The following is a 13136-nucleotide window of genomic DNA, read 5'->3' as shown; positions in this document are numbered from 1 at the left end:
TATGTCGCAGTTTTTGCGCGCCCCCGCGTGCCCTATCAACACTCGAAGCAGGATGTTCGCCATGATTCGTATGCCCCTGGCCACCGCCAGTCTGCTGGCTATTGCCATTTCTCTTGCCGGTTGCGGCGAAGGTAAAGACAAGGCCGCAGCACCCCAGGCGCCGACCCCGGCTGCCAGCACCACCGCTCCAGCGGCTGCCACAGCGGCAGGCAACGTCGACGAAGCGGCCGCCAAGGCTGTGGTCGCGCATTACGCTGACATGGTGTTTGCGGTATACAGCGATGCCGAGTCCACGGCAAAAACCCTGCAGACCGCCGTCGACACGTTCCTTGCCAATCCGAACGAGCAAACCCTGAAAGCCGCGCGCACCGCCTGGGTCGCCGCCCGCGTGCCGTACCTGCAGAGTGAAGTGTTCCGCTTCGGCAACACCATCATCGACGACTGGGAAGGCCAGGTGAACGCCTGGCCCCTGGACGAAGGCCTGATCGACTACACCGACAAATCCTACGAGCACGCCCTGGGCAACCCGGGCGCCACCGCCAACATCATCGCCAACAACGAAATCCAGGTCGGCGAAGACAAGGTCGACGTCAAAGACATCACCCCGGAAAAGCTCGCCAGCCTCAATGAGCTGGGCGGTTCGGAAGCCAACGTCGCCACCGGCTACCACGCCATCGAATTCCTGCTGTGGGGCCAGGACCTCAACGGCACCGGCCCAGGCGCTGGCAACCGCCCGGCGTCGGACTACCTGACCGGCGACGGTGCCACCGGCGGCCACAACGAGCGCCGTCGCACCTACCTGCGTTCGGTGACCCAGCTGCTGGTCAGCGACCTCGAAGAAATGGTCGGCAACTGGAAGCCCAACGTCGAAGACAACTACCGCGCCACCCTGGAGAGCGAACCTGCCACCGACGGCCTGCGCAAAATGCTGTTCGGCATGGGCAGTCTGTCGTTGGGCGAGTTGGCCGGTGAGCGCATGAAGGTGTCCCTGGAGGCCAACTCGCCGGAAGACGAACAGGATTGCTTCAGCGACAACACCCACAACTCGCACTTCTACGACGCCAAGGGCATCCGCAATGTCTACCTGGGCGAATACACCCGTGTCGACGGCACCCAGATGACCGGCCCGAGCCTGTCATCCCTGGTGGCTAAGGCTGACCCGGCTGCCGACACTGCACTGAAGGCCGACCTGGCCGCAACCGAAGCCAAGATCCAAGTCATGGTTGACCACGCCGGCAAAGGCGAGCACTACGACCAGTTGATCGCCGCCGGTAACGATGCGGGCAACCAGATCGTACGTGACGCCATTGCGGCGCTGGTCAAGCAGACCGGTTCGATCGAAGCCGCTGCCGGCAAGCTGGGTATCAGCGACCTGAACCCGGACAGTGCTGATCACGAGTTCTAAACAAGACGCGTGATGGTTGCACCACACTGAAAATGCCCCGACTGGTTCGGGGCATTTTTTTTGCGTGCGGGCCTGTTGTGTCAGATCCGAATCACGTAGATGAGCGGGGCGCGTCCCTCGAAGCTCAACTGAATGCCGCCGATCAGCGGCACCAAGGGAGCGCTGCGGGCCTGCGCAGTCATCAGCGAAGCTCTCGGCGCCGCCTGGCTCGCACGGCTGCCCACTGCATGGCCAAACGCGCTGCGCACCTGCATCCAATACACCGTTTCATGCGCCGGGTTCTTGAACAGCAGCTCACCCACCTGATCGTAGCCGGGTATGAGCTGATAACGGTTGCGGGCAAGCACGTCGGCCATCAATGCCTTGAGCGCTTCCTGACTGCCATGGGTAACCGCATCCTGGAGCAGGCCGCGAACCTGATCCGTACGAAAGGTGAGTTGTGTGTACCGCCCTGGCTGACGATGCAATGACCAATCGCCGCTCACCGAACGCTGGGTTACGGGCAGCATAAGCAGCGGGTCAGCCAGCTTTGCCTCAATCAGCGTGCGCTCCCGACGCCAATGCCTCAGGACTCTCTGCAGGGTCGCAACCCCTAGAAAGCTAAGGTTATGCCTGTTGACGTTGTTGAACAGGCTGCGGGCCACGTCACCCTGGCTGGAAACGGACAGCATGGGCCAGGCATCGCCTACATAGGCGGCGAGGGTTTTCTGGAACGGCAGGGCAATATCGTTGATCCAGCGACCGTCTGCCCTCGCGAAGGTCGCTGCACGTGGCTGGCTGTTGGGATCCGTCCTGAGCATCGTTTCAAATTGATCATAAGTGCGAATCGCAATGTCGGGATCGTGCATAAGAACAGTGGCGGCCTGCGCCGGCCTGGCTACGCCGTCAGGCAGGATGGGAAAGTAGCGTTCGTCGATTTTGAGGTATTCGGTGCCCCTGAGCGCCGGATCCCCGCCCACCCGCTGATAGACCCCGTAGTCGGCATCTTTTAACAGCATTTCGTCAGCGTCTATGAACCGTCCCCAATCGGCAATTCGTTCATACGCCGGCCTGGCTCGCCGGACCTGGCTGGGGCCTGGTACAGGCTCAATGGACGTGAGCGGCAGCCCTGGGATTTCGCCGCCACGCACACGCAGCGAAAATCGCTGGGGCGTCACTCTCAGATATTGATAGAAGGTGTCATGTAAAGTGCCCGCCCCAAGGTGGTGAACCGCGCTCAATTGAAGCTCCAGTTCACGCCCGCGCGGGAAATTGAACGACTCGAACACAAGGCGAGCCTGGCTCTCGGAGAGGTTCGGGTAGAGCGTCCTTAACGCCTCAATCGGTGAAAGGCCTCCACGCAATCCTCGGCCGGGATGCGACCCCACTTCCCAGCGGCCATTGGCGCCCTGGCGGATCGGGTCATGGTGATAACGGTGAGGTTTACGCACATCCCTGAGGCGCCAGGCCTTTTCGCCGCCCTCGTCGAGGATCGAAAACCAGCGGTTGTGCTCATTGAGAAAATACAGGCGGTTACCCTCGGTGCCAACCGCCTTGTAATAGATGCCCTTGCCTTCCCAGCCGGCAAGTGCCTGTACATCGGCAGGATTTTTCTTCAGGGCCATCAGCGGGTTCAACTCACTCTCCCCAGGTACGGAGGCGCGCGCGCCGGTCAACCCGGCCACAGCGCCGTCGATCAAGGCGCCGGTAAACTCGCCCAGCGCACGCACCAGGTGATGGGCCGACTCGGCACGGTCTCCCAGCGTGGCGGCGTCCACCGCCCTGAACACCGAGAAAAGGCTTCGAGCCAGGCCGATGGGCACCATTATTTTGATCGGTAACACCAGGGTAATGAGATCGAACGCTGCCGTGCCCACCGATATCGCGGTGGACAGGTCGGTTTCGCCGGTGGTAGTCGATTGCGCAGCGGCATCATTGATCGCGAAGCTGGCCTGCGCCTCGTAGGCCTCCTCGAACAGATTGTCGGCAATCCTGGGCATATGCACCATCGTCGCGGAGCCGCGTCCGCGCAGGATGCCGCGGATCCTTGGGCGCTGTGCCAGCTCCACGCGGCTCACCAGATAATCACGCCAGGAGCTGCTGAAGACGAAGTCCTTCAACAATCGTTCGTCGTGATACTCATGAAACATCCGTCCGCCTGGCGCTTGCGGCGTGTAAACGACGGTGGAGGCGACCGCCGAGGACGTCGTGCGAAACAACCACACGCCACGTACCCGCGCGCCACGCAGCATCAAACTTTGCACCATGATTCGATGGGCTTCGACGGTCTGGCGCCGGTCGCTGTCTACAGGCTCATCCAGCACCACCTGCACCCAGTTGAAGCCGCGACCGGCATGATCCGGAAGAAAATCTCCGGCGATTTTTGCCTCGATGGCATCCATCCGTACCTGCAACGCCAGGTATCGGGCGAAATGGCTTTTGCGGGCAATGGCCTCGGGCGAGGTGATCAGCCGATCCTTTAAAAAGACGTCATAGCGGTTACCAATATTGGCCGTGCGCACCAGATCCTTGACCTGATCGACGCTCAGGGCGGTGTAGGCCTGCTTTTTTTTGTCGGTCAGATGGGAAAAGTGGGTGAAGTTGAAATCCAGGCCACCAACATTTTCAAGCGCCAGTTCGCTGAGACTGCGTTGGCGATACGTATAAAGCGGCGCACCTGACTCCCTCGGTGCAGGCGCGGGCGCGCCTGGTACGAATGGGGCCAGCGGCACCTCAGGCGCGCGCGTGTGGACCTGAATCTCATCCGGATCCGCCTGCACACCCCATTGCGCTTCAATCAACGCGCTCAGCTGCGCCCTGCTGTAGGCGCGCATGACAGTTTTGTCACTGAATTGGGCGAGCGACGGCAGCCCCTCGGACTCAGGCAGGCCTTTGAGTCCATCGCAATAAGACAGCATCGCCGTTCGCCAGGCTTGCTTGTCGGCGTCGGTCGCCCCGTCAAGAAAAATGTTGAGCTGAGCCTGCGCACGCTTTTGAATGCGGGCCACCAGCACCCGTTCCGTATCCAGAGCGCGCACAAGATCAGTGACGCGATCCAGGCTCTCGGCCAACCGTGCGCTCTCGGTCTGCGCAGTGTGCGTCTGGTAGCGGGCCACGGCCGTGGCGAAGTCTTCATGAAGCTTGAGGCATTGATCTTCAAGTGAATGGCTGAAGGGCGAGTCAAGCCACTCGACGTACTCAAATTGACCGCTCGTTTTCGCCTCGTGGTGCAGCGCCAGAGCATGGGGCTGGTGTTCTTGAGTCATCAAGGCCGACAGCTGAGTGAATTGCACAGGATGGTTCAGGCGTTGGTGCAGTTCGCGATCAAGACTGGCCAGGGAATCGAACGCTTCCAGTCCGTTGCCCGGGCTGCACAACAGCACAAGGCCAAGGTTGCTGGAAGGGTCGACAGGACGCACCTGCGGCGGCGCCGACGTGTCTGTTTCCCAGCCGACCTCGGCATCCCGCGGGTCGCGGGCGGTCAGGATAAACGCGCCGTGGAGCGCCGGATTAACGGCATCCTTGCCCTTGAGCGCCAAACCATACACGCACGGTTTATAGGCCTTGAGCGCGCGGCGCGCCAGCGCATCGGGAAGGCGTGCCACCGTCTCGAACAATGCCTCGTCCGCCGTGGTGAGCAAGCCGTCATTTTTCAGCAGGGCCACTTCGTTGCGCAGTTGCTCGATTCGGCTGTCAACGACTCGCTGCCGGCGGCTGCGCGCATCGGTCGCGCGCTGCTCGTTCCAATAGCGCTGCATGAAGGTTGTGTAGTGGGAAGCCAGGCTCGCAGCCAGGTTGTCGACGAATTCATCGAAGGCCTTGCCGGTCAACTCGGGGATGGGCTGCGGTTCGCCACCGTCCTCGGACGCGCGCAAAAACGCGGGATCACCGCTGGCATGGGTCGATGCCTGGCCCGTCACGATGCGCTGTACCACGGCGTCCAGCACCGTGGGCAGGGGAGCTTTGAGGTCCAGTGTTTCTTCCAGTGTGGTTGGCTCGGATGTTGGCGATTCCGGCCGGGGTGCCTGGCTTTGCACAAACACACTGTGCACCTGCGCAGCAGGGGTGAGATTGAAATGCTGTTCGAAGCGATGCTGTACAAAGTCTTCGAAGCGGGGTTGAGGGGCCAGGTCCTGCATGATCCGAGCGTTGAGCGAGGACAGCTGTTTTACCAGCGCCATTTGCGACGGGCTGTCATTGGCATTCAAGCGCCGTATAAACGGCGTGTCGGTTAGGGCTTCATACGGCATGGACGATCTCTCGAAACACTTAAGAAGCCTTCATGCTGAACACGCGCACAGCCACCCGTGCTTTATACATGTGTCGGTTTACATGCCCTGCACCCCAGGTAGAATGGCGCCTCCCGCGACCATCCGAGCAGACTTCATGGCGTTGCCGACACTACGCATCATCGGTTTCATCATCGGCATCTTCCTGATCACCCTCGCGATCGCCATGGTCGTGCCCATGGCCACCCTGGTGATCTTCGACCGCACCGGCGACCTGCCCTCGTTCCTGTGGGCCAGCCTGATCACCTTTATCGCCGGCCTGGCCCTGGTGATTCCGGGCCGCCCCGAGCATGTGCACCTGCGCCCCCGGGACATGTACCTTCTTACGGTGACAAGCTGGGTGGTGGTGTGCATATTCGCCGCGCTGCCGTTTCTGCTGACCCAGCACATCAGCTACACCGACTCGTTTTTCGAAAGCATGTCCGGCATCACCGCCACCGGTTCCACGGTATTGAGCGGGCTGGATAGCATGTCGCCAGGCATCCTGATATGGCGCTCGCTGCTGCACTGGCTCGGCGGAATCGGCTTTATCGGCATGGCGGTGGCGATTCTGCCGCTGTTGCGCATTGGTGGCATGCGCCTGTTCCAGACCGAGTCCTCGGACCGCTCGGAAAAGGTCATGCCGCGCTCGCACATGGTGGCGCGTCTGATCGTGGCGGCGTATGTGGGCATTACCATCCTCGGCAGCCTGGCGTTCTGGTGGGCAGGGATGGGTTTGTTCGATGCGATCAACCACGCGATGTCGGCGATTTCCACCGGTGGCTTTTCCACCTCCGACGAGTCCCTTGCGCACTGGAAACAACCGGCCGTGCACTGGGTGGCGGTGGTAGTGATGATCCTCGGCAGCTTGCCGTTCACCCTGTATGTGGCCACTTTGCGCGGTAACCGCCGGGCACTGATCAAGGATCAGCAGGTACAGGGCCTGCTCGGTTTGCTGGTGGTGACCTGGCTGGTGCTCGGCACCTGGTACTGGTGGACCACCAACCTGCATTGGCTGGAGGCGCTGCGCCATGTGGCGTTGAACGTCACCTCAGTGGTGACCACCACGGGCTTTGCCCTGGGCGACTACAGCCTGTGGGGCAACTTCTCACTGATGCTGTTTTTCTACCTGGGCTTTATCGGTGGCTGCTCGGGCTCGACCGCCGGCGGGATCAAGATTTTCCGCTTCCAGGTCGCCTATATCCTGCTCAAGGCCAACTTGAACCAGTTGATTCACCCGCGCGCGGTGATTAAACAAAAGTACAACGGCCACCGCCTCGACGAAGAGATCGTGCGGTCGATCCTGACCTTTTCGTTTTTCTTCGCCATCACCATCTGCGCCATCGCCCTGGCCTTGTCGTTGCTGGGCCTGGACTGGATGACCGCGCTGACCGGCGCTGCCAGTACCGTGTCCGGTGTAGGCCCGGGCCTTGGCGAAACCATCGGGCCGGCCGGCAACTTTTCCAGCCTGCCGGATGCGGCCAAGTGGATCCTGTCGCTGGGGATGCTGCTGGGCCGGCTGGAAATCATTACGGTGTTTGTTCTATGCATTCCGGCGTTCTGGCGTCACTGACCGTCGACGCCTGCAGCAGCCGCGCCCGGTACTCGCCGGGGGTGGCATCGAACCAGCGGCGAAACGCGCGGAAGAAGTTGCTCGGGTCGGCAAAGCCCAGCAGGTAGGCGATCTCCAGCAGGGTCATGCTCGGCTGCGCCAGGTACTGCTCGGCCAGTTCGCGGCGAGTGTCGTCGAGCAGCGCCTGGAAACTGGTGCCCTCCTCCTGCAGACGCCGCTGCAAGGTGCGCTGTGACAGGTGCAGGGTCTGGGCCACCACTTCACGCTTGGGTTCGCCCTGGGGCAGCAGGCGACACAGCACCTGACGCGCCTTGTGGGTCACGCGGCTTTCGGAGAACCGCGCCAGGTACTCACCGGCAAAGCGGTCGTGCAGCAGCGCCATGGCTTCGTTGGCCGTGGGCAGCGGCGCGTCCATGTCGGCGCGCTCAAAGATCAGCGCGTCATAGGCCGCATCGAATTCCAGCGGGGCGTGGAACGCTTGCCTGTAGGGCGCAAGATCCGCCGGCTGAGCGCCCTGCAGCAGCACCTTGCGCGGTTGCAGAGTGCGCCCGGTCAACCAGCCGCACAGCGCCAACGCACTGGCCAGTGACGCTTCGGCGCTTTGCCGGGTGGGAGGGAGGTGGTCGCCATGCACGGTCAGAATCAGCGCATAGCCTTCGGGCAAGAGTCTGAAACTCAAGTCGGCGCTTTCGGCAATGATGCGCTGGTAACGCACCAGGCGCATGAAGCCTTCGGCCAGGGTGTTGCTGGACATCAGCGCATACCCCACCACATGAAACGACGCCGGGCGCACCACCTTGCCCATGTTCAGGCCAATCGCCGGATTGCCCGACAGCTCCACCGCACGTTGCCACAGTCGCGTCATCGAATCCTGCGGGAAACGCGCGTCGGGGTCGCTCAGCGCGGCATAGTCCAGACCCAGTTGCCTGAACAGGCTACGGCAGTCCAGGCCGTCCATTTCCAGTGCCTTGACTATCCCCATCGCCCAGCTTGCAGAAGTTGTTCGTTCGCTCATGGCGTCTTCTTAATTAGGCTGGCTTGAACGGCAGCCAGGAAGCCAAGGATACTAAAGTGGCATCTATTGTCACTGGCTGTTGCCACTGATCACTCTAGACTCAATTAAGCTCCCCGCCGAACATCTGTTGGGCGGCACAACAATCAAAGGGCCGCCAATCTTGGAAAACGTCAGGAAATTCAACAGCTTTGCTGAGTTTTACCCGTATTACCTGAGTGAACATGGCAATAGCACCTGCCGCCGCCTGCACTTTATCGGCACCACGCTGGTGATCGGGATTCTGGCGTATGCCATCGGCAGAGGCTCATTGGCGCTGTTGATCGCCTTGCCGATTGCCGGCTACAGCTTTGCCTGGATTGGCCACTTTTTCTTTGAAAAGAACCGTCCGGCAACCTTCCAGCATCCGTTCTACAGCTTGCTGGGTGACTTTGTGATGTACCGCGACATGATTCTGGGCAAGGTGCCCTTCTAGCGATTTAATAGTCTGTTTGTCATTTACAGTGCTGTATCCTGCCAAGGCTTTTTGAGCGCGCGCAATCACCTGCGATTGAACAAACAGACTTTGCAAGGAGCGACGACGATGCACGAGATACCTAATCTCCCCTTCCCAAGCCTGCACGAAACTGAGCAGCCAACCCCGCAACAGGCCAGCGAGAAGCAGCCTGAAGCCAAACAAGCACAACCAGTGGCCAGCGAAAGCCAGGACTGACGCCGTACCAGACCGTGTGGAAAGCGCAATGTGAGCGCTTTCCACACTGCCTGAACCATGAGATACCCGCCATGACCGATCAATCCCCCACTACTCCCCCCGACGCCGCCGTACTCGACACTGCCTTGCAGATGGTCGAAGTGTGGAACCGTCTCAGCGAAGACAAGCAAGCGCTATTGCTCAAGCGTTTCGGCACCCAGGAAAACGCCCTCGCCGCCCTGGTCACCACGCAACTGCTCGCCCCTGCCCAGCCCTGATTGCGGATTTTTTCCTTTCGCCGCCCTGCGCAGGCTGAAGCATCGGTATCATTAGCAGCCTATCTTTACCTGCTGCGACAGTGGACTCTCTCCCATGCCAGATACCCAGCGCCCCATGGCGGTCACGCTGCAAGTTGTTTCCATCGTGCTGTTCACCTTTATCGGCTACCTGAACATCGGCATCCCCCTGGCCGTACTGCCGGGCTACGTTCATAGCGAGCTGGGCTATGGCGCGGTCATCGCCGGGCTGGTGATCAGTGTGCAATACCTGGCCACCCTGCTGAGCCGCCCTTATGCCGGGCGCATGATCGATACTCTGGGCTGCAAGCGCGCGGTGCTGATCGGCATGGCCGGTTGTGGCCTGAGCGGTGTGTTCATGCTGCTTGCGGCATGGCTTGCGAGCTTTCCGGCGCTCAGCCTGGCCAGCCTGTTCATCGGCCGGCTGGTGCTGGGCAGCGCCGAGAGCCTGGTCGGCTCGGGCGCCATCGGCTGGGGCATCGGCCGCGTGGGTGCTGCCAACACCGCCAAAGTCATCTCGTGGAACGGCATCGCCAGCTATGGCGCATTGGCCATCGGCGCGCCGTTGGGTGTAGTGCTGGTCAGCCAGCTCGGGCTGTGGAGCATGGGCGTCAGCATCATTTTGCTGGGGGTGATGGGCGTGGCGCTGGGCTGGCGCAAGGAAGCGGTGCCGATTGTGGCCGGTGTGCGCCTGCCGTTCATGAATGTACTGGGCCGGGTGTTTCCCCACGGCTGCGCACTGGCGCTGGGCTCGATCGGCTTTGGCACCATCGCCACCTTTATCACCTTGTACTACACCACCCAGCATTGGGATAACGCGGTGTGGGCCCTGAGCCTGTTCGGTGCCAGCTTTATCGGCGCGCGGCTGTTGTTCGGCAACCTGATCAACCGCATCGGCGGTTTTCGCGTGGCGATTGCGTGCCTGTCGGTGGAAATTCTCGGCCTGCTGCTGTTATGGCTGGCGCCGGACGCACACCTGGCACTGGCCGGCGCGGCGTTGAGCGGCTTCGGGTTTTCCCTGGTGTTTCCGGCGCTGGGCGTGGAAGCGGTGAACCTGGTGCCAGCCTCCAGCCGTGGCGCTGCGGTGGGGGCCTACTCGCTGTTTATCGACTTGTCGCTGGGCATTACCGGCCCGCTGGCAGGAGCCGTGGCGGCAGGCTTCGGTTTTGCCTCGATCTTCCTGTTCGCCGCGCTAGCCGCCCTGGGTGGCATGCTGCTGTGCCTGTACCTTTACCGCCAGGCACCCAAGGCCCGCGAAGCGCGCAACGCCTAGAAATCGACCTTGCCGCGCCCGGCCTTGATGCTGCCACGCTTGGTCTTGGACTCCAGCCGACGCTTTTTCGAACCCAGTGTGGGCTTGGTGGGCCGGCGCTTCTTCTCGACCTTGGTGGCGCTCTGGATCAACTCCACGAGACGCTCCAGCGCATCGGCACGGTTCTGTTCCTGGGTCCGGTATTGCTGGGCCTTGAGCACCAGCACGCCGTCACTGGTAATCCGACTGTCGCGCAGCGCCAGCAGGCGCTCCTTGTAGAACTCCGGCAACGACGACCCTGGAATATCAAAGCGCAGGTGCACCGCACTCGACACCTTGTTGACGTTCTGCCCACCCGCGCCCTGGGCGCGAATGGCAGTCAGCTCGATCTCGGCGTCGGCGAGGTGGACGGTGTTGGAAATCACCAGCATGACAAGCCCGACTCCAGATTCAAGGGTTTATACGATCACGACTTCAGTGCTGCGGTCGCCGCCGCCCGCTTGTTCTTGATGCCATAGCACAGGCCCATGAAGGCCACCCACACCGGAATCGCATACACCGACACCTGAATCCCCGGAATCATCAGCATGATCACCAGGATAAACACCACAAACGCCAGGCAGATGTAATTGCCATACGGATACCACAGCGCCTTGAACAGCGGCACCTGGCCGGTGCGGTTCATATGCTGGCGGAATTTCAAGTGGGAATAGCTGATCATCGCCCAGTTGATCACCAACGTGGCCACCACCAGCGACATCAATAACTCCAGGGCGTGTTGCGGGATGAAGTAATTCATCAGCACCGCCACCAGGGTAACCGCCGCCGAGGCGAGAATCGCGCGCACCGGCACGCCGCGCGTGTCGATCTTCGCCAGGGCTTCGGGGGCGTCGCCCTGTTCGGCCATGCCCAGCAGCATGCGGCTGTTGCAGTAAGTGCCGCTGTTGTACACCGACAATGCGGCGGTCAGCACCACGAAGTTGAGGATATGCGCCGCCGTGTTGCTGCCGAGCATCGAGAACACCTGCACGAACGGGCTGCCGCTGTAGGGATCGCCGGACGCGTTGAGGGTTGCCAGCAGGCTGTCCCAGGGTGTCAGCGACAACAGCACCACCAGCGCACCGATGTAGAAAATCAGAATGCGGTAAATCACCTGATTGATCGCCTTGGGGATCACGGTGCGTGGCTGGTCGGCTTCGGCGGCGGTAAAGCCGAGCATTTCCAGGCCACCGAAGGAGAACATGATGATCGCCATGGCCATTACCAACCCGCCCACGCCATGGGGGAAGAAACCGCCGTGCTCCCACAGGTTGCTCACCGAGGCTTGCGGGCCGCCGCTGCCGCTGACCAGCAGGTAGCTGCCCAGGGCGATCATGCCGACAATCGCCACCACCTTGATGATCGCGAACCAGAACTCGGCCTCTCCGAAGACTTTGACGTTGGCCAGGTTGATCAGGTTGATCAGCACGAAGAACGCCGCCGCCGAGACCCAGGTCGGAATCTCTGGCCACCAGTAGTGCACGTATTTGCCAACGGCCGTCAGTTCCGACATGCCCACCAGAATGTAGAGGATCCAGCAGTTCCAGCCCGACAGGAACCCGGCGAAACCGCCCCAATAGGTGTGGGCAAAGTGGCTGAAGGAGCCGGCGACCGGCTCTTCGACGATCATCTCGCCGAGCTGGCGCATGATCATGAAGGCGATGAAGCCGCAGATGGCATAGCCCAGGATCATCGACGGGCCGGCAGACTTGAGCACGCCGGCCGAGCCCAGGAACAGCCCGGTGCCGATGGCGCCACCGAGGGCGATCAACTGGATGTGGCGATTTTTCAGGCCGCGTTTCAGCTCGCCTGACGGGGAATGGGGTTCACTCATGAATAGGCTCTCACGCAAGGTTTGATGATGTTGAATGCAGGTTGCTGCCTTGAATTACCGACTCAAGCAGCGCCGCTCAAACCCCAGCGCAGGCACCAGGAGTACAGCGTCGTTCTAACGGTCATGCGTCACCTGTTTGTTTTTATCTGTGACGAAATCGAACCCGCCAGGCTCGTGGCCGGACGGAGTGATCGGGGTGGGTAAACCCCCGGTTCTTGGCCTTGTGCGTGGTATACGCGAGGCGGTCACAGTAAAACGCGGGGCATTGTACACCGCTCGCCCGCTTCGGCACGCCCCAGGACGGTGCGCGCGACAATCTGTCAGCCAATCCTTACAGCCCAGGCACACGGCTGCACGACCGGTCATAACCGTAAATCTATCGTTACAACCCGGAAAGCCTGCGTTACAGCGAGGTTTTTTGGCAGTTTACGAAAAATTGTCGGTTGGAAACTCCTGAAGAATCGGTTCAGCCAACGGCCTGTTTTTTCTGCATAAACCTTTTTTCGAAAAAAACCGAAGAAAAAATCCAAATGAAACCGTGTCAATAAATATTTTGCATTTTGAAACACTCTCTCCTAGGTTCATCCCACTTGCCAGCGAAGCCCGTTGGCAAGCGTTCTCAAACAACGTCCTCTAGGAGATACACCATGCAAGCACTGGAAAAAGACCTGGAAACCGAACTGCAACTTGACGATTGGTTTGAAGCGCCGACCCATGAGGCCGCCGTGGAAATGATGCAAGCCGACGCCGTTGTGCCGTTCGGCACCGCGATGTGGCCGTTCTAACA

Annotated in this window: 10 protein-coding genes; 6 read left to right on the top strand and 4 right to left on the bottom strand. The window is 60.9% G+C overall.

Annotated elements, in window-relative coordinates; genetic code table 11:
• Positions 1-61: 61 nt before the first annotated feature.
• Positions 62-1405: an imelysin family protein gene (locus LUB09_RS14415; RefSeq protein ID WP_209984158.1), complete on the top strand. Its 1344-nt coding sequence runs from the start codon at positions 62-64 to the stop codon at positions 1403-1405.
• Positions 1406-1485: 80 nt separating this feature from the next.
• Here the strand turns inward: LUB09_RS14415 and LUB09_RS14410 are convergent, their stop codons facing one another.
• On the bottom strand, positions 1486-5634 hold the full coding sequence (locus tag LUB09_RS14410; RefSeq protein ID WP_231422885.1) for a DUF6543 domain-containing protein: 4149 nt from the start codon (positions 5632-5634) through the stop codon (positions 1486-1488).
• A gap of 136 nt (positions 5635-5770) precedes the next feature.
• Between LUB09_RS14410 and LUB09_RS14405 the strand changes: the two genes are divergently transcribed.
• Positions 5771-7225 (top strand): TrkH family potassium uptake protein, encoded by a 1455-nt coding sequence (locus tag LUB09_RS14405; protein ID WP_231422884.1) that lies wholly within the window; start codon positions 5771-5773, stop codon positions 7223-7225.
• Here LUB09_RS14405 and LUB09_RS14400 read toward each other — a convergent pair.
• Positions 7182-8240, bottom strand: coding sequence for an AraC family transcriptional regulator (locus LUB09_RS14400; protein WP_231422883.1), 1059 nt, complete (start codon positions 8238-8240; stop codon positions 7182-7184). The genes LUB09_RS14405 and LUB09_RS14400 overlap by 44 nt on opposite strands.
• Positions 8241-8400: 160 nt before the next feature.
• Here LUB09_RS14400 and LUB09_RS14395 point away from each other — a divergent pair, with 160 nt between their 5' ends.
• The 3 genes from LUB09_RS14395 to LUB09_RS14385 all read left to right on the top strand — a co-directional run bounded on the left by LUB09_RS14395 (position 8401) and on the right by LUB09_RS14385 (position 10497).
• Positions 8401-8712, top strand: a complete 312-nt coding sequence (locus tag LUB09_RS14395; RefSeq protein WP_209984171.1) for a DUF962 domain-containing protein — start codon at positions 8401-8403, stop codon at positions 8710-8712.
• A 308-nt stretch (positions 8713-9020) separates the two neighbouring features.
• Positions 9021-9206 (top strand): hypothetical protein, encoded by a 186-nt coding sequence (locus LUB09_RS14390; RefSeq protein ID WP_209984174.1) that lies wholly within the window; start codon positions 9021-9023, stop codon positions 9204-9206.
• A 94-nt stretch (positions 9207-9300) separates the two neighbouring features.
• Complete coding sequence (locus LUB09_RS14385; protein ID WP_231422882.1) at positions 9301-10497, top strand: MFS transporter; 1197 nt, start codon at positions 9301-9303, stop codon at positions 10495-10497.
• Here the strand turns inward: LUB09_RS14385 and arfB are convergent.
• Both arfB and LUB09_RS14375 read right to left on the bottom strand, forming a co-directional pair.
• Complete coding sequence (gene arfB, locus LUB09_RS14380) at positions 10494-10907, bottom strand: alternative ribosome rescue aminoacyl-tRNA hydrolase ArfB (RefSeq protein ID WP_209984180.1); 414 nt, start codon at positions 10905-10907, stop codon at positions 10494-10496. The genes LUB09_RS14385 and arfB overlap by 4 nt on opposite strands.
• Before the next feature lie 35 nt (positions 10908-10942).
• On the bottom strand, positions 10943-12349 hold the full coding sequence (locus LUB09_RS14375) for an amino acid permease (RefSeq protein ID WP_231422881.1): 1407 nt from the start codon (positions 12347-12349) through the stop codon (positions 10943-10945).
• A gap of 647 nt (positions 12350-12996) precedes the next feature.
• Between LUB09_RS14375 and LUB09_RS14370 the strand changes: the two genes are divergently transcribed.
• Positions 12997-13134 carry a hypothetical protein gene (locus LUB09_RS14370; protein ID WP_003237751.1) on the top strand — a complete coding sequence of 46 codons (138 nt, stop codon included), beginning with the start codon at positions 12997-12999 and terminating at the stop codon, positions 13132-13134.
• Positions 13135-13136: the final 2 nt, after the last annotated feature.

It is taken from the genome of Pseudomonas sp. Leaf59 (genome assembly GCF_920984685.1).
In the GTDB taxonomy this organism is placed as follows: Bacteria; Pseudomonadota; Gammaproteobacteria; order Pseudomonadales; family Pseudomonadaceae; genus Aquipseudomonas.
Note: the sequence above shows the minus strand (reverse complement) of the source record. Positions and strands in the feature narration are given on the sequence as shown.

Bases quoted from the DNA above. Each gene is read 5' to 3' on its own strand.
- LUB09_RS14385 (WP_231422882.1), top strand. From the start codon at position 9,301: ATGCCAGATACCCAGCGCCCCATGGCGGTCACGCTGCAAGTTGTTTCC.
- LUB09_RS14410 (WP_231422885.1), bottom strand. From the start codon at position 5,634: ATGCCGTATGAAGCCCTAACCGACACGCCGTTTATACGGCGCTTGAAT.
- LUB09_RS14415 (WP_209984158.1), top strand. From the start codon at position 62: ATGATTCGTATGCCCCTGGCCACCGCCAGTCTGCTGGCTATTGCCATT.
- LUB09_RS14370 (WP_003237751.1), top strand. From the start codon at position 12,997: ATGCAAGCACTGGAAAAAGACCTGGAAACCGAACTGCAACTTGACGAT.
- LUB09_RS14390 (WP_209984174.1), top strand. From the start codon at position 9,021: ATGACCGATCAATCCCCCACTACTCCCCCCGACGCCGCCGTACTCGAC.
- LUB09_RS14405 (WP_231422884.1), top strand. From the start codon at position 5,771: ATGGCGTTGCCGACACTACGCATCATCGGTTTCATCATCGGCATCTTC.
- arfB (WP_209984180.1), bottom strand. From the start codon at position 10,907: ATGCTGGTGATTTCCAACACCGTCCACCTCGCCGACGCCGAGATCGAG.
- LUB09_RS14375 (WP_231422881.1), bottom strand. From the start codon at position 12,349: ATGAGTGAACCCCATTCCCCGTCAGGCGAGCTGAAACGCGGCCTGAAA.
- LUB09_RS14400 (WP_231422883.1), bottom strand. From the start codon at position 8,240: ATGAGCGAACGAACAACTTCTGCAAGCTGGGCGATGGGGATAGTCAAG.